24 protein-coding genes are annotated in these 22,903 nt (G+C 71.3%); 6 read left to right on the top strand and 18 right to left on the bottom strand.

Annotated features, from left to right (window positions below):
• The first annotated feature begins 2 nt into the window (after positions 1-2).
• Both CHC11_RS03580 and CHC11_RS03585 read left to right on the top strand, forming a co-directional pair.
• On the top strand, positions 3-1,502 hold the full coding sequence (locus CHC11_RS03580) for an aldehyde dehydrogenase family protein (protein ID WP_089310080.1): 1,500 nt from the start codon (positions 3-5) through the stop codon (positions 1,500-1,502).
• 53 nt (positions 1,503-1,555) lie between these two features.
• On the top strand, positions 1,556-2,035 hold the full coding sequence (locus CHC11_RS03585; protein ID WP_089310081.1) for a GNAT family N-acetyltransferase: 480 nt from the start codon (positions 1,556-1,558) through the stop codon (positions 2,033-2,035).
• A 25-nt stretch (positions 2,036-2,060) separates the two neighbouring features.
• Here CHC11_RS03585 and CHC11_RS03590 read toward each other — a convergent pair whose 3' ends face one another.
• The 3 genes from CHC11_RS03590 to CHC11_RS03600 form a co-directional block, all read right to left on the bottom strand.
• Entirely contained in the window at positions 2,061-2,531 is a 471-nt protein-coding gene (locus tag CHC11_RS03590) for a hypothetical protein (protein WP_089310082.1), read from the bottom strand.
• Positions 2,532-2,543: 12 nt separating this feature from the next.
• Positions 2,544-3,614, bottom strand: a complete 1,071-nt coding sequence (locus CHC11_RS03595) for a DUF6745 domain-containing protein (RefSeq protein ID WP_089310083.1) — start codon at positions 3,612-3,614, stop codon at positions 2,544-2,546.
• A 695-nt stretch (positions 3,615-4,309) separates the two neighbouring features.
• Positions 4,310-5,902, bottom strand: a complete 1,593-nt coding sequence (locus tag CHC11_RS03600; protein ID WP_089310084.1) for a GMC family oxidoreductase — start codon at positions 5,900-5,902, stop codon at positions 4,310-4,312.
• Between the two features lie 71 nt (positions 5,903-5,973).
• Here CHC11_RS03600 and CHC11_RS03605 point away from each other — a divergent pair, with 71 nt between their 5' ends.
• The 3 genes from CHC11_RS03605 (at position 5,974) to CHC11_RS42375 (ending at position 8,304) form a co-directional block, all read left to right on the top strand.
• On the top strand, positions 5,974-6,588 hold the full coding sequence (locus tag CHC11_RS03605; RefSeq protein WP_089310085.1) for a cob(I)yrinic acid a,c-diamide adenosyltransferase: 615 nt from the start codon (positions 5,974-5,976) through the stop codon (positions 6,586-6,588).
• Between the two features lie 120 nt (positions 6,589-6,708).
• Positions 6,709-7,653, top strand: coding sequence for a DUF4097 family beta strand repeat-containing protein (locus CHC11_RS03610; RefSeq protein WP_179278659.1), 945 nt, complete (start codon positions 6,709-6,711; stop codon positions 7,651-7,653).
• Positions 7,654-7,737: 84 nt separating this feature from the next.
• The gene (locus CHC11_RS42375) at positions 7,738-8,304 is read left to right on the top strand and encodes a DUF4913 domain-containing protein (protein WP_179278660.1); all 567 of its coding nucleotides are present in this window, start codon (positions 7,738-7,740) and stop codon (positions 8,302-8,304) included.
• A 27-nt stretch (positions 8,305-8,331) separates the two neighbouring features.
• On the opposite strand, the gene CHC11_RS03620 is transcribed toward CHC11_RS42375, so the two are convergent.
• From CHC11_RS03620 to CHC11_RS03685, 14 genes are all read right to left on the bottom strand, one after another.
• On the bottom strand, positions 8,332-9,870 hold the full coding sequence (locus tag CHC11_RS03620; RefSeq protein ID WP_089310310.1) for a M28 family peptidase: 1,539 nt from the start codon (positions 9,868-9,870) through the stop codon (positions 8,332-8,334).
• Between the two features lie 163 nt (positions 9,871-10,033).
• Positions 10,034-10,498 (bottom strand): DUF2550 domain-containing protein, encoded by a 465-nt coding sequence (locus CHC11_RS03625; protein WP_089310087.1) that lies wholly within the window; start codon positions 10,496-10,498, stop codon positions 10,034-10,036.
• A 22-nt stretch (positions 10,499-10,520) separates the two neighbouring features.
• Entirely contained in the window at positions 10,521-10,907 is a 387-nt protein-coding gene (locus CHC11_RS03630) for a F0F1 ATP synthase subunit epsilon (RefSeq protein ID WP_089310088.1), read from the bottom strand.
• Between the two features lie 78 nt (positions 10,908-10,985).
• Positions 10,986-12,416: a F0F1 ATP synthase subunit beta gene (gene atpD / locus CHC11_RS03635; protein WP_089310311.1), complete on the bottom strand. Its 1,431-nt coding sequence runs from the start codon at positions 12,414-12,416 to the stop codon at positions 10,986-10,988.
• A 7-nt stretch (positions 12,417-12,423) separates the two neighbouring features.
• On the bottom strand, positions 12,424-13,320 hold the full coding sequence (locus tag CHC11_RS03640) for a F0F1 ATP synthase subunit gamma (RefSeq protein WP_089310089.1): 897 nt from the start codon (positions 13,318-13,320) through the stop codon (positions 12,424-12,426).
• Between the two features lie 5 nt (positions 13,321-13,325).
• On the bottom strand, positions 13,326-14,960 hold the full coding sequence (gene atpA, locus CHC11_RS03645) for a F0F1 ATP synthase subunit alpha (protein WP_089310090.1): 1,635 nt from the start codon (positions 14,958-14,960) through the stop codon (positions 13,326-13,328).
• Between the two features lie 41 nt (positions 14,961-15,001).
• Entirely contained in the window at positions 15,002-15,823 is an 822-nt protein-coding gene (locus tag CHC11_RS03650; RefSeq protein ID WP_089310091.1) for a F0F1 ATP synthase subunit delta, read from the bottom strand.
• Positions 15,820-16,377: a F0F1 ATP synthase subunit B gene (locus CHC11_RS03655; protein WP_089310092.1), complete on the bottom strand. Its 558-nt coding sequence runs from the start codon at positions 16,375-16,377 to the stop codon at positions 15,820-15,822. The genes CHC11_RS03650 and CHC11_RS03655 overlap by 4 nt, the downstream gene beginning before the upstream one ends.
• A 31-nt stretch (positions 16,378-16,408) precedes the next feature.
• Positions 16,409-16,642 (bottom strand): ATP synthase F0 subunit C, encoded by a 234-nt coding sequence (atpE, locus tag CHC11_RS03660; RefSeq protein WP_089310093.1) that lies wholly within the window; start codon positions 16,640-16,642, stop codon positions 16,409-16,411.
• A gap of 101 nt (positions 16,643-16,743) precedes the next feature.
• Positions 16,744-17,535: a F0F1 ATP synthase subunit A gene (gene atpB / locus CHC11_RS03665; RefSeq protein ID WP_089310094.1), complete on the bottom strand. Its 792-nt coding sequence runs from the start codon at positions 17,533-17,535 to the stop codon at positions 16,744-16,746.
• Positions 17,536-17,596: 61 nt separating this feature from the next.
• Complete coding sequence (locus CHC11_RS03670; protein ID WP_089310095.1) at positions 17,597-17,821, bottom strand: hypothetical protein; 225 nt, start codon at positions 17,819-17,821, stop codon at positions 17,597-17,599.
• 87 nt (positions 17,822-17,908) lie between these two features.
• Entirely contained in the window at positions 17,909-18,325 is a 417-nt protein-coding gene (locus CHC11_RS03675; RefSeq protein WP_089310096.1) for a Cg1360 family ATP-synthase-associated protein, read from the bottom strand.
• 230 nt (positions 18,326-18,555) lie between these two features.
• On the bottom strand, positions 18,556-19,716 hold the full coding sequence (locus tag CHC11_RS03680) for an MraY family glycosyltransferase (RefSeq protein ID WP_089310097.1): 1,161 nt from the start codon (positions 19,714-19,716) through the stop codon (positions 18,556-18,558).
• Positions 19,717-19,803: 87 nt separating this feature from the next.
• Positions 19,804-20,883, bottom strand: a complete 1,080-nt coding sequence (locus CHC11_RS03685) for a DUF2207 domain-containing protein (protein ID WP_089310098.1) — start codon at positions 20,881-20,883, stop codon at positions 19,804-19,806.
• Between the two features lie 237 nt (positions 20,884-21,120).
• Here CHC11_RS03685 and CHC11_RS03690 point away from each other — a divergent pair, with 237 nt between their 5' ends.
• The gene (locus tag CHC11_RS03690) at positions 21,121-21,549 is read left to right on the top strand and encodes a hypothetical protein (protein WP_089310099.1); all 429 of its coding nucleotides are present in this window, start codon (positions 21,121-21,123) and stop codon (positions 21,547-21,549) included.
• A 510-nt stretch (positions 21,550-22,059) separates the two neighbouring features.
• On the opposite strand, the gene CHC11_RS03695 is transcribed toward CHC11_RS03690, so the two are convergent.
• Positions 22,060-22,845, bottom strand: coding sequence for an L-threonylcarbamoyladenylate synthase (locus CHC11_RS03695; protein WP_245918681.1), 786 nt, complete (start codon positions 22,843-22,845; stop codon positions 22,060-22,062).
• Positions 22,846-22,903: the final 58 nt, after the last annotated feature.

The raw sequence follows: 22,903 nt of genomic DNA on the forward strand, positions 1-22,903 counted from the left end.
CCATGTCCGTGGCCACGGAGAACACCGAGACGTTCACGTCGCTGAACCCGGCCACCGGCGAGGTCGTCGCCGAGCACCCCGTCCGGGACGGCGCCGCCGTGGCCGCGGCGGTCGAGCGCGCCCGCGAGGCGGCCGGCTGGTGGCGCGCCCTCGGCTGGAAGGAGCGCCGGCTCCGGCTGCTGAACGTCAAGGGCTCGCTCACCCGCAACCTGAACCGGATGGCCGAGCTCATCCACCAGGAGACCGGCAAGCCGGTCCAGGACGCCCAGCTCGAGACGATCATGGCGATCACGCATCTGGACTGGGCGGCGCGCAACGCGCAGAAGGTCCTCGGACCGCGCAACGTCTATCCCGGGCTCATGGCGATCAACCAGCGCTGCGTCCTGGAGTACCAGTCGCTCGGCGTCGTCGGGGTCATCGGGCCGTGGAACTACCCGATCTTCACCCCGATGGGCTCGATCGCCTACGCGCTCGCCGCCGGCAACGCCGTGGTGTTCAAGCCGTCGGAGTTCACCCCGGGCGTCGGCGTGTTCCTCGCCGAGCTGTTCGCCGCGGTGATCCCCGAGCACCCCGTCCTGCAGACCGTCACCGGGCTCGGCGAGACGGGCGCGGCGCTCGCCTCGTCCCCGCACGTCAACAAGATCGCCTTCACCGGTTCGGCCCGCACCGCCAAGCGCGTCATGGCGGCCTGCGCCGAGAACCTGACCCCGATCGTGGCCGAGTGCGGCGGCAAGGACGCCTGCATCGTCGACGCCGGCGCCGACCTCGACGCCGCCGCCGACGCCGCGCTGTGGGGCGCCATGTCGAACGCGGGCCAGACCTGCATCGGCGTCGAGCGGATCTACGTCGTGGACGAGGCCTACGACGAGTTCCTCGGCAAGCTGACCGAGAAGGCCCGCGACCTGCGTCCCGGCTTCGACCGCGAGGCCGCCTACGGCCCCATCACGATGCCCTCGCAGCTCGACATCATCGAGCGCCACATCAAGGACGCGCTGGACAAGGGCGGCAAGGCGGTCGTGGGCGGCGCCGAGTCCGTCCGCAAGCCCTACGTCGAGCCGGTCGTGCTGACGAACGTCCCGGACGACTCGTCGGCCGTGTGCGAGGAGACGTTCGGCCCCACCATCACCGTCCACCGCGTGAAGGACATGGACGAGGCGGTCGAGAAGGCCAACAAGACCAGCTACGGCCTCGCCGGGACGATCTTCTCCGGCGACAAGGCCCGCGCGATGGACGTCGCTCGCCGGATGCGGTCGGGCATGACGTCCATCAACGCCTTCGCCGCGTTCGCCCAGGTCGCGGCCCTGCCGTTCGGCGGCGTCGGCGAGTCCGGCTTCGGCCGCATCCACGGCGCGGACGGCCTGCGCGAGTTCGCCCGCCCGAAGGCCATCACGCGCCAGCGGTTCGCGACCATGAACCTCACCACGTTCGCCCGCACCGAGAAGGAGATGGCGCGCGTCCTCGGCATGATCAACATGATCCACGGCCGCCGCTACAAGCGCTGACCGGGGAACGCCCCCGCCGGTCTCCGGCGGGGGCGCCGCCTAGAATCGACACCATGAACGCCCCCGTGCGGAGCCGCCTCGAGGTGACCCTGGGTGCGCCGCCTCCGCCCCCACCCGGCTTCCGGCCGTTCACCGGCGCCGACGTCCCCGCCCTGGCGGCCCTGATGTGGGACGCCTACCGCGGCACCCCCGACGAAGCCGACGTGGGGGACGTCGAGGGCGCCGTCCGCGAGATCCACCTCACCATGGCCGGCGAGTACGGCACGTTCCTCCCGGAGGCGTCGTTCGTGGCCGACCATGAGGGCCGCCCGGCGGGAGGGGCCCTTGTCACCCTCTACAAGGACCTGCCCCTCCTCGCGTTCCTCTTCACCGCCCCGGCCCACGCGGGGCGCGGCCTGGGCCAGGGCCTCGTCCAAGCGGTCATGCACGCCCTGGCCGAGCGGGGCCACGACGCCCTCACCCTGGCCGTGACCCGCCGCAACCGCCGCGCCCGCCGCCTCTACGACCGTCTGGGCTTCGTCGAGACCGCCTAGGCCCCCGGCCCGGGCCCGGCCGGGCTCAGTCGGCCACGAGGCGGGAGCCCCAGCCGCCGGGGGCGTACTCGCGCTGGCGGCGGACGGCGTAGCGTCCCGGCGCGCAGCCGGAGGCTCCGTGCTCGGGATGCAGCAGGTAGACGGGCGCCGACGCCTCGAAGACGCCGATGACCAGGCCGTTGGTCTCCCACGCGTTCGTCGTCCAGCGGCAGGTGCCGGGATCGGCGACCAGGGTATGCGGGTTGCCGCCCGCCGCGCCCCGGAGCAGTTCGACCCCCTCGGGCGGCACGTCCGTCCATGTGGCGTCCGGCCAGAACGACAGCGCCGGGAGCTCGGACGTCGGGACGACGATCAGATCGCCCTGCGCCTGGATCCCGTCGACGACGGGGATGCTCACCGACCGGTCGAGATGGTCGAGGACGGCGAGCCCGGTCTGCTCGGAGAGGGAGGCGAGAGTCACGGCGTCAGGAAGCACGGTCTCGGGATTCACGGTCATCAAGATCACCTTTCAGGTTCGGCGGACGAGGCGTGCGTACTGGTCGGCGGACAGCCCGTAGGTCCATCCGGCGGCGGCGAGCGGGTCGTCGAAGGCTCCGGGGACGGCCAGCCCGTACCGGCGGCGGCTCCCGTCGCGCTCGACGGAGCCGTTGACGGCGAGCAGCACCCTGGCCTGGTCGCGCAGGTCGTAGAGCCGCAGCTCCGAGCCGGGGTTGCCGGGGTCCGGCGCGGCGGCCACCAGCCGCAGCCCGGCCCGGTCGATGTACGCGCCCCAGCCGATGTTCTCGATCGCGCACCGCCGGACCTCGACGTTGGCCTCCCGCGCGATCCGCTCGACGCCCGGGTCGTCCACCACCCAGCCCGGCACCCTCGTGCCGTGCCAGGCGTGCGCGTCCCAGCCGTCGGCGAACCGGAGCGCGGGACCGTCCGAGCGGTGAAGGCGCACCTCGCCCTCGTCGTCCCAGACCTCCGTATGGATCTCGACGGGCCGTTCGGAGACGACGCAGACGTCCTCGCGCGGCCACCACCAGCCGCAGGACCGGGCGGGCGTCGCCCACAGGTCGATCAGCCGGTTCTGCTCGGGCGTGAAGACCACACCGGAGCACCGGCGGACCGCGTCGTAGTGGGCGCTCCACGAGACGCAGAGGGCCGTGTACCAGGCGTCTCGCCGTCCCCGCGGTTCCTGGAGCGCAATGTGGATCGTGCTTCGGGCCGAGGTCGTGAGCGGCATCCGAACCAGCTGCCGGATCATCGGGTCCAGCCCCGGAGAGCCTCGCATGACGCGTTCGTCCAGTTCCACGGACGCCCTGCCGACCAGCCTGCGGAAACGTGCCGGCAGAGGCCACTCGTCAAGTCGGTCCGCGGTCTCGGACGGCCGCGGCCGCACACCGGGCGGGACGGTCTCCAGGGCCGCCAGCGGCGACGGCACCCAGTGGAAACGGGGTGGATCGAGACCGATCAGCCGGTACAGCTCGGATATGGCGGCCTCGGCGGCCGGTCGGTCGGCGGGCGCGGTGGAGAGCAGATGCCCGAGCCATTCCGCGCGGACGGCGGCAGCTTCCCGCTGCGCGTCGACGCTCACCGGGTCAGGGCGGCGGCGCCCCTTTCATTGATCATGGCTCGGATCCTCGCATACCGGTTCCCCGCCGTCCACCTCTTTCCGGTCGGGCCCCTCGGCACCGTCCATCAGGGCGAGGACTCGTCTAACCGCCGGCGGGCCACGGGTCGGCGACCGCGTGCAGCAGCCGGCCGACGGCCGGCAGGTCGCCGACGACTCGGCGGTCGAGCTCCAGGCGGCACGTCGTCGGAGGGGCCGCGGGGTCGGGGCGGGCGGCGCGGCGCTAGAAGATCAGCACGGAGGTGGCGCTGAGCGCGGACGGCGCGGGAGGTTCCGCTGTCCGGCGGCGCACCGGTGGACTGAGCAGGGCGCGATCGATCGACGCGTCGCACCCTCTGCGCTCGACTCAGATCTTCCCGGCGTGACGGCGGGGGTCTAAGGCGCCCTAGGCATGCCTAGATAAGGCGTCGTCCCGATGCTGGGGGTGGGGCCTTAGGGCGAACCTTGTACATGTCGGGCCAAGAGGGTCCGGCAGGAACGAGGAGAAGCAGATGTTCAGCCAGGAGTTCATGAAGGTCGTCATCGAGGACCGCGTGCGAATGCTGCGGGCGGAGGGGAAGAACAGCCGTCGCGCCCGTCTCGTGAAGGCGCTCAAGCGGTGAACCCCGCAGCCTGCGTCCCAGCGGCCACGCCCCCGTCGTCTCCGACGGGGGCGTTCCTCATTTCGGGGCGCCCGCGGGCGCGAGGGGGGCGCGGCCCCGGATCAGGTCGGCGGCGCGTTCGGCGATCGCGATGGTCGGGGCGTTGGTGTTGCCCCGCGGGACGGCCGGCATGACCGAGGCGTCCACCACGCGCAGGCCCTGCACGCCGCGGACGCGCAGTTCGGTGTCGCAGACGGAGTCGTCCGCGCCCATCGCGCAGGTGCTGGTCGGGTGGAACAGCGTCGCGGCCTCGCGGCGGACGAAGTCGGCGATGGCCTCGTCGGAGTCGACCTGCTCGCCGGGGGCCCACTCGCCGCCGACCAGGCCCGCCAGCGGCCCGGAGGCGGCGATCTCGCGGGCCTGCCGGACGCCGGCGACCAGGATGTCCAGGTCGGCCTTGTCCGAGAGGTAGGCGGGGTCGATCAGCGGCTTGGCGTGGGGGCCGGCGGAGCGGAGGGTGAGCGCGCCGCGGCTCGCGATCGCAACAGCGGTGACCATGACCGACAGCAGGCGCTCGGACGAGTCGGTGAGCCCCTGGTTGACGAACGGGGTCGGCAGGACGTGGTACTGCAGGTCGGGGGCGGGCAGGCCCTCCACCGTGCGGGCGAACCCTCCGGCCTCGGCGACGTTCGAGGCGTAGGGGCCGCGCGCCAGGGCCTGGTAGAGGGCGAAGGAGCGGGCGTTCGCCAGTTCCCAGAGGGGCTTGGTGCGGAGGGTGGCGAACATGACGTTCACGAACGGGTGGTCCTGGAGGCGCTGCCCCACCGGGGAGTCGACGAGGACGTCGATGCCGAGGGAGCGCAGGTGGTCGGCGGGGCCGACGCCCGAGAGCATGAGGAGCTGCGGGCTGTTCACCGCGCCGCCCGACAGGATCACCTCGGCCTCGGCGCGGGCCGACATCGTCTCGCCGCGCGCCTCGTAGCGGACGCCGGTGGCGCGGCCGTCCTCGATCACGACGCGGGTGGCGAGGGCGTCGGTGACGACCGTCAGGTTCGGGCGGTACTCGATCGGGTGCAGGTAGCCGGCGGCGGTCGACCAGCGGCGGCCGCGCTTGTGGGTGACCTGGTAGAAGCCGACGCCGTCCTGGTCGGCGCCGTTGAAGTCGTGGTTGGCGGCGAGGCCGTACGCCTTGGCCGACTGCACCCACGCGCGGGTGAGGGGGTGCTTGTAGCGCAGGTCCTCGACGCGCAGCGGGCCGCCGACGCCGTGGTAGGGCAGCTCGCCGCGCTGCTGGTCCTCGGCGCGGACGAAGTAGGGCAGCAGGTCCTCGTAGCCCCAGCCGTCGCAGCCGTAGGAGTCGCGCCAGGTGTCGTAGTCGTACCGGGCCCCGCGGATGTAGATCATCGCGTTGGTGGACGAGCTGCCGCCGAGCGTGCGCCCGCGCGGCCAGTACACGCTGCGCCCGGCCGCGTGCTCCTGCGGGACGGTCGCGTAGTCCCAGTCGAACGGCCCCTTGATCAGCGCGGCCACCGCGGCCGGGATGTGGATCTCGGGGGCGTCGTCGGGCGGGCCCGCCTCCAGCAGCAGGACCTTCACGGAGGGGTCCTCGGTCAGTCGGGCGGCCAGGACGCAGCCCGCGCTGCCCGCTCCCACGATGATGTAGTCGTACACGGCGGCCTCCGGGGTCTTTCCGAAAACACTACCGAACGGGCTTCTGCCGGCGGCAGGGCTAGGCTGCCCCCATGGCGAAGAACAGGGACAATCCCGTCGTGCTCTCCCGGATCTACACCCGCACGGGGGACGACGGCACCACCGCGCTGGGCGACGCGTCCCGCACGTCCAAGACCGATCCGCGCCTTGCCGCGTACGCCGACGTGGAGGAGGCCAACGCCGCGATCGGTACGGCGCTCGCGCTCGGGTCCCTGCCCGAAGCCCTGGTCACGCTTCTGACCCGCATCCAGAACGAGTTGTTCGACGTGGGCGCCGACCTGTGCGCGCCCGTCGTCCCCGACCCGCAGTACCCGCCGCTGCGCGTCGAGCCGGCCTACATCGAGCGGCTGGAGGCGGCCTGCGACGAGCACAACGCCGACCTTCCGACGCTGCGCAGCTTCATCCTGCCCGGCGGGACGCCCGGCGCCGCGCTCCTGCACGTCGCGCGGACGGTGACCCGCCGCGCCGAGCGGTCCGCCTGGGCCGCGGTCGAGGCCCACGGCGACTCCGGCGCCACGCCCGAAGGCGGCGTGAACCCGCTGACGGCCACGTACCTCAACCGGCTGTCGGACCTGCTGTTCATCCTCTGCCGTGTCGCCAACGCCGAGCACGGCGACGTCCTCTGGAAGCCCGGCGGGGAACGCTGAGGCGCCGCGGAGGGTGGGGCTAACCCCACCCCCGGTCGACCGGCTCCCCTCCTGGCGGCGCCGCCGCGCCTGGAGCAGGCTTGGCCTGTACGGGCGCACGCCGACGACGGGGAGAGACCAGTGAGGACCCTGACAGCCACGGCCGCCGCGGCGTTGACGGCCGCGGCGGCGTTGACGGCGGCGGCGCTTGCCGGCTGCGGCAACGTGAACGCCGGCCGGCACCAGCAGGACCGCTCCTACGCCGCGCCCGCGGGCACCGCCGGGCTGAAGATCACGACGAACGGGGGCCGGGTCGAGGTCACCGCGTCCGACTCCCCCGGTATCAGGATCACCGAAGTCCTGCGCTGGTCCAACGACAAGAACAAGCCGAAGGCGCGGCGCGTCTCCGAGGGCTCCACGCTGGTGCTGTCGTCCTCGTGCGGCAGGAACGTGATGGGGTTCGCGGTGTGCGGGGTCTCCTACCGCGTCCAGGTGCCCCGCAGCACTCCGGTGCAGATCGACAGCCACGACGGGACGATCGAGGCGTCCGGCCTCGCCGGGCCGGTGCGGCTGCGCAGCGGCAGCGGCGCGGTCAGGGCGACGGATCTGCGCGGGGCGACGGTGTCGATCAGCGCCGACGACGGCTCGGTGCGCGTGACGGGCCGCGCGGCCGCCGCCGACCTGCACAGCGGCAGCGGCGCCGTCACCGCGCAGAACCTCACCGCCGACCGGCTGAAGGCCCGCGCGTCCGACGGCCGCGTCGAGGTGAGCGGGCGCGTCGCCGTCGCCGACCTCGGCACCGGCAGCGGCTCGATCACCCTGGACGGGCTGGCCGCCGACCGGATCACCGCCCGGACCGACGACGGCGGCATCACGATGCGGCTGGACTCGCCGCCCGCGAACGTCCGGGCCGCCGCCGGCACCGGCTCGATCCGGCTGCGCCTCCCGGCCGCGGAGACCTACGCCATCGTCCTGTCCGCCGAGGGAGGCAAGCGGATCGACCCGGCCGTCCACCAGGACTCGCAGGCCGCGCGGCGTGTCGATCTCCGCACCCGCGACGGCGGCATCACCGTGGCGCCGAACTAGCGGTCACGCCGGGCTTGACCCGCCCCGAGGTCTCCGGACGGTCATCCATGGTGCTCGCGGCCAGTAGCACGATGGAGACGCATCATGACCGACTCACCCGACGACCTCGCCGAAGATCTCGCCGATCTGCGCGCGGTCGTCGAGATCCACGGCCATGGACTCGCCAGGCACGCGGAGTTCATCAAGGGACTCCGCGATCGGCTCGGTTCCCCCGCCTCCGTCGACGCCGAGGAGACCGCCGCCCGGCCGGATGGCGGACGTCCGCTCGTACCGACCTTCCTGCTGTACCTGGACGGCCCGGAGCACACCCTCGAACTGGAGACCATGGCCACGTGGGTCAACGTTCTCCTGGTCCCCGTCTACGTCAACCAGGTGAGCCCGCTCCGACCGTGGTGTTCACGCTGGTGGGAGCATCCCGAGGCACTCGCCCGCCTCCACGCTCTCTGGATGGCCTGGCAGGGGCTCACCGACTCACCGGCCTGCGGGCACACCGGCCCCGGCGACTGGCACCGCGACCATCTCGACCCCGCGCTCGCGCGCCTCCGCGCCCCCGACGGCCCCTTCGCGGGGTGCATGCTCGATCCCGAGCGGCCCGCCCACAACGCGAACCCCGCGACCCCGGTCGAAGACTTCGGGCTCCCCCCGGCGTGACGCCGAGCCGGCCGAACCTGCCCGCCGCTAACGCAGCAGGTAGGGGCCCTGCCACAGCGGGGCGTAGGACGGGTCCCGGACCGGGCCGAGGCGGGCGCCGCCGTTCACCGCGACCGTCGTCCGGGCCAGGTGCTGCAGGACGTGGGCGACACCGTCGGCGTTGCCGTCGAGCATCTTGAGGTCGACGTTCTTCAGGCGGTCGCACTTGGCGTGGTAGCACGGGTCGTACGCCTCGCCCGCCCTGCCGCCGAACGCCTTGGCCTCGGCGGCGGTCTTCACTCCCTCGGCGCCGGTGTCCATCCCGCCCGCCGGGATGCCCCGCTCGATGAAAGGCCCGTAGTCGGAGCGACCGTTGAACTGGCTCGCGGTGACCGGAAGGCGGCGGCCCTGGAAGTACTGCCGGAACATCCGCTCGATCGCCCCGGACCCGGCGGGCGCCCGCGTGCCCGCGCCGGTCGAGTGGTCACCGTCGTAGACGCCCCGGGTGCCGTTCGGTGAACCGAGCATGTCGAAGTTCAGGTTCAGCGCGATCCGCCCGCGCTGGGCGGCGGGCAGCGACCGCAGGTACTGCTCCGACCCCTGCATGCCCTCCTCTTCGGCCCCCCACCAGGCGAACCGCACCCGGTTGCGCAGGCCGTCCTCGCCGAGCCACCTGATTTTGGCGGCGATGGCGAGCAGGGCGGCGGCGCCGGTGCCGTTGTCGTTGATCCCCGGCCCCGCCGGGACGCTGTCCAGATGGGCGCCGACGACCACGACGTTGTCGGCCCGCCCCTGCGGGGTGTCGGCGATGACGTTGGCCGACGTCCGCCTGCCGTGCACGGCGTCGGTCCTCACCCGCAGCTTCAGGCCGCCCTTCCGCGCGGCCTTCACCAGTGCGGCGCCGACCGCGTGCGTCGGGCCGACGACCGGGATCGCGGCCGGCTTGGACAGCGTCCCGTTCACCGGCCCCTTCTCCCCCGGCTTGTTGAAGATGACCACGGCGGACGCGCCGGCCGCCCGCGCCCTGGCGGCCTTGGCCGCGAACGTGCAGGTCCCCCGCTGGACGAGCGCGATCGAGCCCTTCCTGAAGCCCGTGAAGTCACCGGCCTCGCAGCCGCTCGTCCCCTCGCCCTCGGCCGGGACGTCCACCGCCGCCGCCGGTGCCGTCACATCGCCGGAACCGGAGTACGCGAGCGTGAGGAAGTCGGCTTCCCGCTTGTAGGACGCCTTGGAGGGCGCCGTCCGCGCGAACTTCGCGCTCGACCGCTCCCGCCAGTACGGATAGGTGAACTCCTGCACCTTCGGCGAGAAACCGGCCTTCTTCAACCGCCCGGTGACGTACCGCACGGACACGTCGTAGCCGGGCCTCCCCGCCGCGCGGTTCCCGCCGTTGTAGTCGGCGATCTCCTGGAACGCGGCCAGATGCGGCTTGACGTCCTTCATCGTGACCAGCGCCGCGAGATCGGGCCGCGCCGGCGCGGCCCCGGCCGGGAGCAGGGCCGCGGGCAGGAACAGGGCGGGCAGCGCCACCGCCGCGCCGAAGAGGAACCTGCGGGCGACGAAAAGCCTGCGGCCGGTGAGGAGCATGCGCACGTGCACTCCAGCGGGGCGGAGGAGGAAGCGGACCAGCGCGATCCTCACCCCGCGGCCCGGCCGCCTCAAGCAGCGGCGGCACGGCAAGACCGTTTCGATACCGGGGCCTTACCGGCTCATTCCCGGCCGGGCTCGTTCCGGCCCGCCGGACCCGCCCTCATTCCGGGGAGTGCAGGTCCACCGGGAAGCCGGGCGGGGCCGCCTCCAGCCACGCCAGGAACCCGGTCAGGGCCGCCGCGCCCATCGCCAGCTCCACCGCCAGGTCGCCGTTCCTGACCTCGATGACGCTCACGTCCGGCAGCAGGCCCTCGGCCTCGTCCCGGTCCGGGACGCGCCGGTTGGACACGACGAGGCCCCGGCGGTGGATCACCTGCCGGGGCCGTCTGCGGAAACCGAACACGCGGTGCCAGTGCAGGACATCGCCCTTGTAGCGGCCGATGCCGAGCCTCCACACTCCGGGGGCTCCGCCCTCCCGGGGCAGTTCGCGCAGGCTGCACTCCACGGTGCCGCCGCCGCGCGTGAACAGCCAGCGGCGCACCGCCATGGAGGCGAACAGCAGCGCCGCCGCCAGGACGAGCGCGGCGAGCACCCCGCCGACGTCCAGTGCCAGGTGCTCGCCCAAATCCCCCGCCGTCCGCCCGAACCTAGACCTCGACGCCCGCCGCGCGCAGCCGTGCCCTGGCGCGCCGCTCCGGCGTCGCGTCCTCGGCCTCGGCGGACAGCGCCGCGTCCAGCGCCCGCTTGGCGTCGTCGACGTCGATCTCTTCGTCCCGTTCGACCTGCTCGGCCAGCACCGACACCTCGTCGGCGGCGACGGAGAAGAACCCGCTGCCGACCGCCGCCAGGACCGGCGCGCCGCCGTCCGCGGGCTCGATCTTCACCACGCTGCCGTCGAGGAGGACGCCCAGCACCGGGGCGTGCCCCGGCAGGATGCCGAGCGAGCCCTCGATGGTCTGCGCGACCACCATCTTGGCCTCGCCGGACCAGACCTCGCGCTCCGGCGAGACCAGCCCGACCTTCAGGGTTGCCACGTCTTTCCCTCCGACTACTGGAGCGGATCCGGCGGGCCGCCCCGGGCGCGGGGCCCGGGCGCGGCCCGCCGGAGCGGACTACTTCTCCAGCTCCTTGGCCTTCTTCTCGACATCCTCGATGCCGCCGCACATGAAGAACGCCTGCTCGGGGAGATGGTCGTACTTGCCCTCCGCGATCGCCTTGAACGAGGAGATCGTCTCGTCCTTCGGCACCGTCTCACCGGGCTGGCCGGTGAACTGCTCGGCCACGTACATCGGGTGCGAAAGGAAGCGCTCGATGCGCCGCGCCCGCTGGACGGTGACCTTGTCCTCCTCGGAGAGCTCGTCGATGCCGAGGATCGCGATGATGTCCTGCAGCTCCTTGTACTTCTGCAGGATCCGGATCACTTCCTGGGCGACCTCGTAGTGCTCGTTCCCCAGGATCTGCGGGTCCATGATCCGCGAGGTGGAGTCGAGCGGGTCCACCGCCGGGAAGATGCCCTTCTCGGAGATCCCCCGCGACAGCGTCGTGGTGGCGTCCAGGTGCGCGAACGTGGTGTGCGGCGCCGGGTCGGTGATGTCGTCGGCGGGCACGTAGATCGCCTGCATCGAGGTGATCGAGTTACCGCGCGTCGAGGTGATCCGCTCCTGGAGCACGCCCATCTCGTCGGCCAGCGTCGGCTGGTACCCCACCGCGGACGGCATGCGCCCGAGCAGCGTGGACACCTCCGAGCCGGCCTGCGTGAACCGGAAGATGTTGTCGATGAACAGCAGCACGTCCTGGTTCTGCACGTCGCGGAAGTACTCCGCCATCGTCAGCGCGGACAGCGCCACCCGCAGCCGGGTGCCCGGCGGCTCGTCCATCTGGCCGAACACCATCGCGGTGTCCTTGAGGACGTCCGCCTCGTCCATCTCCACCCAGAGGTCGTTGCCCTCACGGGTGCGCTCGCCCACTCCGGCGAACACCGAGGTGCCACCGAAGTTGCGGGCGACGCGGCGGATCATCTCCTGGATGAGGACGGTCTTGCCCACACCCGCGCCGCCGAACAGACCGATCTTGCCGCCCTTGACGTACGGGCACAGCAGGTCGATGACCTTGATGCCGGTCTCCAGCATCTCGGTCCTGGACTCCAGCTGGTCGAACGGCGGAGCGCTGCGGTGGATGCCCCAGCGCTCGTTGATCTCCAGCGAGGCGGTCGGGACGTCCAGCGCGTCGCCGAGGGCGTTCCACACGTGGCCCTTGGTGATGTCGCCAACCGGCACCGTGATCGACCGGCCCGAGTCCGTCACCGGAGCGCCGCGGACGAGGCCGTCCGTCGGCTGCATCGAGATGGCCCTGACCATGTTGTCGCCGAGGTGCTGGGCGACCTCGAAGGTCAGGGTCTTCGCCTCGCCGCCCAGGGTGACCTGCGCGTTGAGGGCGTTGTAGATTTCCGGGATGGCGTCGGCGGGGAACTCCACGTCGACGACCGGCCCGATGACACGGGCGACGCGCCCGGTCGCGGTCGCCGTCTCTACCTGAGCAGTCATACCCTTCTCACTCCCCGCCAGAATCGGCGAGCGCGTCAGCGCCACCGACGATCTCGCTGATTTCCTGGGTGATCGCGGCCTGCCGCGCCTGGTTCATCTGGCGCGTGTAGACCCCGACCAGTTCGTTGGCATTGTCGGTCGCCGACTTCATGGCCCGCCGGACCGACGCCTGGAAGGACGCCGCCGACTGGAGCAGCATGTGGAAGATGCGGCTCTCGATGTAGTTCGGCAGGAGCAGGTCGAGCGCGGCCTGGGCGGACGGCTCGAACTCGTACGCCGGCGGGACCTTGGAGGCCTCGGCCTCCTCGATCTCCAGCGGCATCAGCCGGGTGACCCGGACGGTCTGGGTCAGCATCGAGACGAACTCGGTGTAGACCACGTGGATCTCCCCGACCCCGCCCTCGGCGTCGGTCTTGAGGAAGTCCTCCGCGAGCCGCCGCCCGATCTGCTCGGCGTTGCCGAAGGCGGGGCGGTCGCTGAACCCCTTCCAGGACTCGGCGACGTCCCGGTCCCGGAACCGGTACCAGGTGATGCCCTTGTTGCCGATGACGTAGGGGACCGGCTCGCGGCCCTCGGCCCGCAGCGCCTTGACCAGCGACTCCGCCTCGCGGATGACGTTGGCGTTGTAGGCGCCGCAGAACCCGCGGTCGCTCGTGATGATCAGCACGGCGCTGCGGTTGTCGGCCGGCTGCTCCTCCAGCAGCGGATGGTCGATCCCGACGTGGTGACTCACCAGCGCGGTCAGGGCCTGCGTGATCTGGTCGGCGTACGGCTTGGAGGCCGCCACCGCCTGCTGGGCCTTGACGATCCGCGACGTGGCGATCATCTCCTGGGCACGAGTGATCTTGGCGGTCGACTTGACCGTCTTGATCTTCTGCCGGAGTTGACGAAGCTGTGCGGCCATGGCCGTCAGTCCTTCTTGACGCGGGTGATCGTCTCCTGCTTGACGTCCTCGTCGTCGATCGCCTCGACCGGCTCCTCCGCGAGCAGCTCGCCCTCGCTGGTCTGGAAGCCCTTCTTGAACTCCGTGATGGTGTTCTTGAGGCTGGTGAGGCCGTCGTCGGACAGCTTGCCGGTCTCGCGGATGGAGGTCAGCAGGCCGCCCTCCTCACGCTCGACGTAGTCGAGGAACTCGCGCTCGAAGCGGCGGATGTCGCCCACCGGGACGTCGTCCAGCGCGCCGGAGGTGCCCGCCCACACGGACACGACCTCCTGCTCGACCGGGAACGGGCTGCCCTGCGGCTGCTTCAGCAGCTCGACCAGCCGGGCGCCCCGCTCCAGCTGCGCGCGCGACGCGGCGTCCAGGTCCGAGGCGAAGGCGGCGAACGCCTCCAGGTCACGGAACTGCGACAGCGCCAGGCGCAGCGTGCCGGCGACCGTCTTCATCGCCTTGATCTGCGCGTCGCCGCCGACCCGGGAGACCGAGATGCCGACGTTGATCGCCGGCCGGACGCCCTGGTTGAACAGGTCCGTCTCCAGGAAGCACTGCCCGTCGGTGATCGAGATGACGTTCGTCGGGATGTAGGCCGACACGTCGCTGCCCTTGGTCTCGATGATCGGCAGGCCCGTCATCGAGCCGCCGCCCATCTCCTCCGACAGCTTCGCGCAGCGCTCCAGCAGGCGCGAGTGCAGGTAGAACACGTCACCGGGGTAGGCCTCGCGGCCCGGCGGGCGGCGCAGCAGCAGCGACACCGCGCGGTAGGCCTCGGCCTGCTTCGACAGGTCGTCGAAGATGATCAGGACGTGCTTGCCCTGGTACATCCAGTGCTGCCCGATCGCGGACCCGGTGTAGGGGGCGATGTACTTGTAGCCCGCCGGGTCGGACGCGGGAGCCGCCACGATCGTGGTGTACTCCAGCGCACCCGCCTCCTCCAGGGAGCGGCGGACGTTGGCGATCGTGGAGCCCTTCTGGCCGATCGCGACGTAGATGCAGCGGACCTGCTTCTTGTCGTCGCCGGACTCCCAGTTCTCCTTCTGGTTGATGATGGTGTCCACGCAGACCGTCGTCTTGCCGGTCTGCCGGTCACCGATGATCAGCTGCCGCTGGCCGCGGCCGATCGGCGTCATCGCGTCGATGGCCTTGATGCCGGTCTGCAGCGGCTCGCTCACCGACTGCCGCTGCACGACCGTGGGGGCCTGCAGTTCGAGCGCGCGGCGCTCGGTCGTCTCGATCGGCCCCTGGCCGTCCAGTGGGTTGCCCAGCGCGTCCACGACGCGGCCCAGGAAGCCGTCGCCGACGGGGACCGAGAGGACCTCGCCGGTCCGGCGGACCTTCTGGCCCTCTTCGATCTTGCTGAAGTCACCCAGGACAACGGCGCCGATCTCACGTACGTCCAGGTTCAGAGCCAGGCCACGGGTACCGTCCTCGAACTCAAGGAGTTCGTTCGCCATCGCGGAGGGCAGGCCCTCGACGTGGGCGATACCGTCGCCCGAATCGACGACGGTGCCGACCTCATCGCGCGCGGCGGCCTCGGGCTCGTACGACTGGACGAAGCGCTCCAGCGCGTTCCGGATCTCGTCCGGACGGATCGTCAGCTCCGCCATGATTCCTCTCTTGCTCCCTATGGGGTCAGCTAGCCGGCGGGTCAGCCGGTGCCGAGCCGCCGGCGGACGTCGTCCAGCCGTCCGGCGATCGTGCCGTCGATGATCTCGTCCCCGATCTGGACCGAAAGGCCGCCGATCGAGGTGGGGTCGATCTCGATGTTCAGATGTACGTCATGGCCGTAGGCGACGGCCAGCACCGCGGCGAGCCGCGTCCGCTGCTCCGCCGACAGCGGCACCGGCGTGCGGACCAGGGCGACCAGCCGCTGCCGACGCTGGGCGACGAGCTTGCCGTAGTCGGCGAGCCCGCTCTCCAGGCTACGTCCTCGCGGACGAAGCACGAGCTCGGTGACGAGCGTCAGCGTCGCGTCGGTGACCTTGCCCTCCACCAGCGCGTTGACCAGGCCGAGCTTGCGCTCGTCCGGCAACGCGGGGTCGGCCAGGGCACCGCGCAGTTCCGGCTCCCCCTCGACGACCCGGGAGAACCGGAACAGCTCGTCCTCCAGGTCGTCGATCCTGCCGTCGGCCTCGGCGCGGGCGGACTCGGCGGTGACCGCGAGGATCTCCACCGCGTCCGACAGCTCCGACGGCCTGGACCAGCGCAGCCGGACGACGTCGGCGACCAGCCCGAGAGCGGCCGGCGACACCTTGCCCTCCAGCAGGATCTGGACGAGCTGCGCCTTCTCGGCACCGTCGCGCGCCGGGTCGGAGACCGCCCGCCGCAGGCCGTGCTCGCGGTCGATCAGGTGCAGCACCGCGAACAGGTCGCCGCCGAGCCGCGCCAGGTCGGCGGAGGGAATGACGGCCTCCAGCCGATCCTTGGCCTCGGCCAGCGACGCCCTGCTCACCGCTCCCGTGATGGTCATGATGTGATCTGCTCCTGGGTGCGAGCGCGTTCCTCGAGCTCCTCAAGGAACCGGTCGACGACCCGGCTCTGCCGCGCGCTGTCCTCGAGGGACTCGCCCACGACTCGTCCGGCCAGCTCGACCGACAAGGTCCCGATCTCGGCGCGCAGCGACTGCAGCGCCTGCTGCCGCTCGGCCTCGATCTGCGCCTTGGCGTTCTCGACGATGCGGCGCGCCTCGACCTGGGCCTGCTCCTTGGCCTGGGCGATGATCTGCGCGCCCTGCTCCTCGGCCTTGCGGCGCTCGTTGGACGCCTCGACCGCGGCCGCCTTCTGCTGGGCCTTGTACTGCTCAAGGACCTGCTGGGCCTCCTGCTGCGCCTGCTCGGCGCGCACGAGACCGCCTTCGATCGCCTCGGTCCGCTCCTCCAGCGTCTTCTGGATACGCGGCGTGAGGATCTTGCCGAGGACGATCAGGACGACCAGGAACGAGAAGATTCCGACGACCAGCTCGAACGGGTGCGGAATGAGAGGGTTGTTCTCCTCCGCCGCCAGGACGGAAGCTGCTGTGATCATGTCTGCAGCCCTTCCTCAGTTCGGATGGCTACTACTTGATGCCCTGGAAGATGAACGGCGCGACCAGGCCGATCAGGGCGAGCGCCTCGGTAAGGACGAAGCCCAGCAGCATGTTGGTGCGGATGACACCGGTCAGCTCGGGCTGGCGGGCGATGGCGTTCACGCCCTGGCCGAAGATGATGCCGACGCCGATGCCCGGGCCGATCGCCGCGAGGCCGTAACCGATCGAGGTGACGTTACCGCTGAGGGCAGCGAGGTCTCCCATGTTCTTTCCCTTTTCTGTCGGCCGGCGGAAGCTCCGCCGGTCTGGGCTTACGGGGTTGTCCGGTGGGGCCGCGGAGCCGGGGCGTCGCGTGCCCCGCGGTCTTAGTGGTCGGCTTCCAGGCCGCTCTGGATGTACATGGCGGCCAGCATGGTGAACAGGAACGCCTGCAGGAACTGGATCAGCAGCTCCAGCGCCGTCATGGCGATGGTGACGATCACGCCGATGATGCCGACGCCGAACCCGGCGACCGTGGGCTTCTCGAACAGGAACCAGAAGCCGACCAGGCTGAAGAACGCCAGGATCATGTGGCCCGCGAACATGTTGGCGAAGAGCCGGACCGCGTGGGTGAACGGGGCCAGGACGAAGGTCGAGAGGTACTCGATCGGCACCAGCAGGAAGTAGACGGGCAGCGGCAGGCCGCGGGGGATCATGTTCGAGAAGTACCGGATCCCCTGGTGCCGCAGACCGAGGTAGATCTTGGCGATGTAGACGAAGAGCGCCAGGACGATCGGGAACGCGATGTGCGAGGCGATCGGGAACTGGACGACCGGGACGACCGCGAAGATGTTCCAGATCCAGATCAGGAAGAACATCGACATCAGCATCGGCATCCACCGGTCGGTGTTCTTGCCGAGGAACGGGCGGGCGATCTCGTCCCGCACGAACATGTAGCCGACCTCGCCGAGGTTCTGCACGCCCCGCGGCACGAGCTTCGGCTTGGCGAAGGCGCTCCAGAAGAAGACGCAGACCAGCAGCGACCCGACGACCGCGAAGACGACCGGCTTGGTGAGCCACTCGGGGCCGCCGGCGAACAGGGGCGGGAAGTCGAACAGCTCCGGTCCGGGGGCCTGGAACTCATCTCCGCCGGAGGCGAGGACCGTCAGCGCGTTCACGCGGCGTTCCCTTCATCAATGTGGTGATGTTTCACGAAGGCTTCTTCGGCGGCGGGGCCGCTCAGGAGGAGTGGCGACCGAACTTCACGTAGACCAGGTAGACGGCGAGCACGACGCCGATGACCAGGCCGGTCGGGACCAGCCAGGCCTGGTGCGTCCACTTGGACAGCAGCCACCCGAGACCACCCCAGATGAGCATCCCGGAAAGGAGGTAGCTGGGCGCGGACCAGGCGGCGTCGGCGAATTCCCGCTGGCCGTCCTCGGGCCGGCGTTTCTGCTCGCTCATCGCGCTCCGGACGATAGCAGGCCATGCCTGCGGTGGTCATATTGGAGTAGTCCGTCATGGGGGCCGACACCGTCCGCGAGCGCTTCATCACGGACTCCGGTCCAGGACGTCCTCGGGGTCGTCAATGTAGGGCCTCCGCTGGAGGACGACTCGGAACTCGGCTCCGATCCAGAGCAGCGCGAGCCCGATGACCGTCCAGCCGAAGACCTGGGTGTTGAAGATCGACACACCGTCGATGGCCGTGACCAGGACCATCACCGCGAGGATCTTCACCGCGTAGCTGGCGAGGGCGGCCAGCATCATGGTCTGCGCCGAGAGCCGGGCGGCCCAGGAGACCACCAGCGCGCTCACCGAGAAGAAGGCGATCACCACGACGGAGGCCAGCGCCGCCGCCAGGGCGCCCTTGGCGCCGGCGGTCAGCAGGCCGATCACAACGGCGCCCACCCCGACGATCGACGTCGGGATCGCGGCGCCGCGGAGCATCCGGGCGTCGGAGGTATGCATGAGGGCTCCGGCTGGTCACGGTCAGTGGTCGTCTCTTGTTCGTGAAAGGTATCACAAGCGTCCGGAATGTCCACAATTACCCTAGAGGTAATGCGATCCGGCGCGCGCGGGGTGCTACCGCGCGCGACGCCCGCACGAGGGACTGTAGCCGAGCCCGGCCTGTGCCCACGCACGTTCGAGGCTCCCGCAGCAGTCGGCCCCGCGCCCACCGGGTGACGTCCCGGCGCAGGTCAGACGGGCATCGAGGGGCGCTCGGCGGACTGTTCGCCGGCACCCGGGGCCTTCGCGCGGGCGGACCTGCGGCGACCGGGGATGCGGAGCATCAGCAGCACGCCCGCGACCGCGACGATCAGGGTGAGGCCGAGGGTGATCCAGGCGGCGTCGAACAGCGCGAGGCCGACCAGCCCGGAGGCCAGCAGCCCGACCCAGAAGTACATGATCAGCACGGCGCGGCGGGTGGAGTGGCCGAGCTCCAGCAGCCGGTGGTGCAGGTGCTGCTTGTCCGGGGCGAACGGCGAGCGGCCCTGGTTGGTGCGCCGCCACACCGCGAGCAGCATGTCCATGAACGGCACCGCCGCCACCGCCGGGATGAGCAGCACCGGCACGAAGAACGGGAACAGCCCGTTGGCGAGGATGGCCGGGTCGAACTGCCCGGTCAGCATGATCGTGGAGGCGCTGAGCAGGAGCCCGATCAGCATCGAGCCGGTGTCGCCCATGAAGATCTTGGCCGGGCTGAAGTTGTGCGGCAGGAAACCCGCGCACATGCCGAACAGCACCGCGGCGATGAGGGTCGCGGCGGACAGCGTGGTGAGCCCGTTCGTCCTCGACAGCAGGTAGGCGTAGGAGAACAGCGCCAGCGCGGCGATCCCGACGACGCCGGCGGCGAGGCCGTCCAGCCCGTCGATGAAGTTGACCGCGTTGATCGTGGCGACGACGACCAGGACGGTGAGCGGCACCCCGTAGGCGGGCGGCAGCGACAGCGAGTCGCCGGTCGGCAGCGGGATCACGTAGATCTGGATGCCCTGCATGATGAAGATCCCGGCGGCCGCGACCTGCCCGGCGAACTTGGTGAGCGCGTCCACCTCCCAGCGGTCGTCGGCGATCCCGATCAGCACGATCAGCCCGCCCGACAGCAGCAGCGCCTTGCTGACGCTGATCCCGCCGTCGCCGAGTACCTTGCGCATCTCCGGGAGCCCGGTCGCGACCACCAGCGCCGCCACCATCCCGCCGAACATCGCGAGACCGCCCAGCCGGGGCGTCGGGATCACGTGCACGTCGCGGTCGCGCGGGACGGCCTGCGCTCCGAACCAGACGGCGAACCTGCGCACCGACGGGGTCAGCAGGTAGGCGACGAGAGCGGCGACCAGGATCGTGAGCAGGTACTCCCGCACTCCCCTGCGCCTCCCTTCGCCGATCAACGATGCCTACGTGCCCCGTCCGGAACGGAGTTCACCTCGGTAGACGACCCGCCGGGACGATCAGTTCACGTCGCGACCGACCAACTGTAGTCCTCCCGGACGGTCGTCCGCGGCATATCGGGCACTACGGGTCCGCTGAACGCACATGATCCCGGCGCCGACGATCATGAGCGCGAGGCCGGCGAGGCACCGGTCCCCCAGCGAGAACGCCCACGGCCCGCTCGCCGCGACGTCGTCCCCGGCGTCGGCGACGACGAGCAGCGTCCCGGCGGCGGCCAGGACGGCGCCGGACTCCCGCCGCGGCGCCGGGCGGCGCCCGAGCAGGGGCACGGCGGCGAGCGCGAGGGCCAGCACGGCGGTGCCCGTCCAGTGGCCCGTCCAGCGCGGCGGGACGTACCGCGGCGGCGGAACGGCGATCGCGTGCTTGGGCAGCCGGACCCGGATCCGCATCCCCTCGTGCGGGCCGAGCGCGTTCTGGACGAAGTCGATGGCGTACGGGCCGTCGCGGTCGCGCAGGCACCGGGTCGTCGCGCCGGGCGCGCCCGCCCGGCAGTTCGCGTGCCGCAGCGGCACCGGCGCCTGCACCCGGACCGCCGCGTTCCCGATGGGGACGTCCCAGTTCGTACCGATCGCGTCCCACAGCAGGTCGTCGTGGTCGGCGCGCGGGGTGAACACCCGGCGCACCTCGTACTCGATCACGTAGGCCTGGCGGCCGCGGACCTCGCGGTGCCGGTCGCCGACGCTGATCCGCACGTCGCGCAGGAACCGGGTCGTGCGGACGCGGGCCGGGGCGCCGGTGGAGGAACTGCTGCTGACGCCCCGGACCTCGAAGAGGCGGTCGCCGCGGCGGAACGGCACGTGCCGGACGATCCCGTGCTCCCCCGCCTGGTCGAAGTCGTAGGTGATCGTCTCCCGCACGTGCAGCACGCCGTCGGCGCCGATGGTGAGGACGACGTCGTAGGCCGGGATGCTCTCGCCGCGGTAGGCCGGCTCGGGGGGCGGCGCGACCCCGGAGGCCCCGGGCGCGGGCTCGGCGCGCGCCGGACCTCCGGCGCAGGCGGGCAGCCCGAGCACGAGGAGGAGCAGCAGCGCCCCCGCGATGGTCGCGGAGCGCCGGACACGGCCACGCACGTCGGGCATGTTTCCACCGTTGCCGTGATCGTGCCGGTGTAACGCCCCCGATCCGCCCGCCGGGTAAGCCCTTTGCCCCTTGCACGGACGATCAGCGGGGCCTTGGACGCGTCCAGCGGCGGATCGGTTCGCCGGACCGCCGGAATCGTCCTGCCCCGGTCAGATGCGCATCCCTACCAATAATCACTGGTAAGGGCCTGCTAGGTTGTCGCTCGCTAACCCCCCAATCCGAACATGGAGGGACCTATGCGGCGAATCGCTGCAGTAGCCCTGACCGCCGGCACCCTGATGGCCGGCATGGCCGCCGTCGGCGCCCCCGCCGAAGCCGCCACCGGCAGCTGGAAGCCGTACAACTCCTACAGCCACGTGGCCTCCTACGGGACCTACACGCGGAGTGGCGGCAGCACCTCCGTCACGGGCTACCTCCTCGACGACAAGACCAACGGCTGGACCTCCTGCGTGCGCTTCAAGTTCACCGAGGGCTCCAAGGTGTACTGGTCGCGCTTCAAGATCATCGGTGTGACGTCCGGCGGCACCCGTTACAACTTCGACGGCAAGGCCAAGGTCAAGATCAGCGTGAAGTCGTCCTACGGCAGCCACATGTGGGTGCAGGAGTGCGGCCGGAACAAGAAGACCGGCAAGTACTACTACGGCAAGGGCAAGAAGATCTTCTGATCCGCCCGCCCTTTCGGCCCGACGACCAGGCCCCGCCCGACCCGGCGGGGCCTTCGCGTTTCCGCGGCCCCTCGCGACCCCGGTATACGGGCCACATTGATTGGATCTTGTTCGGACGGCCCGCCGGTGGCGATCGACTCTTCTGGACGGTCCTGCCTGGTCCCCGCGCCGCGAACGCGTGTGGAGGAGCCGATCGCCCACCCTGTCCCGGAGATCCGGCCGGCAAGGCTCGCCGACGATTTCCGCCATTCATCATGGCGCCGGTCACCGAGTCGGGAATGGTCGTCCCCGGCGTCCGCGGCGATCCACGCGAACGGGTGGCCGACGCACGAGACCAGGCCGCGAGCACGGCCTGCGGCCGCCCGGGATAACCGCCGGAGAAAGAACCTCGGAAACAGCCGAACCGGTCGCCTCCGAACTCCGGGCGGCCATTCCCGGCTCACTGATCCGACCGTCCCGGGTCGCCGCGCCGGCCGCCGGCCGCGTCCCCGACCCCACGGGACAGAACAGCTAGTCGGTGCCGGGGTCGTCCTTGCGGAGGGACGGCTCGGGGTTCGGGGCAGGAGATTCCCGGAGGGGCTCAGAGGGCTCTCGAGGGGTCTGCGGAGGCTCGTCCTTGGTGAGGGAAGGCTTGGCCGCCTCGTCGGTGGAGGGGGCCTCTGCGGGCTCCTCGGGCTCGTCCTCCGCGGTGAGGAGGACGCCGACCACGGCGCGGATCTTGTCCTCGGGGACGGCGCCGGCGCGCAGGAGGCGGGGCACGGGGCCGGTCAGGTCGATGATCGTGGACGGGTCGGCGTGGCCGGAGGCGCCGCCGTCCAGGTAGACCGCGACCGAGTCGCCCAGCATCTTCTCGGCCTCGTCGACCGTGCGAGCGGCGGGGCGGCCGGACAGGTTCGCGCTGCTGACGGCGAGAGGGCCCGTCTCCTTGAGCAGCTGGACGGCGAGCTCGTGCATCGGCATCCGGATGGCGACGGTGCCCTTGGTCTCGCCGAGGTCCCACATGAGGTTGGGGTTGGCCCGGCAGACGAGGGTCAGCGCGCCCGGCCAGAACTCGTCGATGAGGTCCTGCCCGTAGGTGCCGAGGTCGTCCACGAGGGCCGTGGCGGCGCGGACGGAGCCGACCAGCACCGGCGGCGGCATCTCGCGGCCGCGGCCCTTGGCGTCCAGGAGGGCGGTCACGGCGGGCGGCATGAACGCGTCCGCGCCGACGCCGTACACGGTGTCGGTCGGCAGGACGATCAGCTCGCCGCGCCGGACGGCCGAGAAGGCCTCGGCGATCCCCCGGGTGCGCTCCATCGGCTCAGAGCAGTCGTAACGTCGGCTCACGGTCGCCCGTCCTCCCATCTGCACAGCG

Origin of the sequence: Actinomadura mexicana, from assembly GCF_900188105.1 — a bacterium.
GTDB lineage: Bacteria > Actinomycetota > Actinomycetes > Streptosporangiales > Streptosporangiaceae > Spirillospora > Spirillospora mexicana.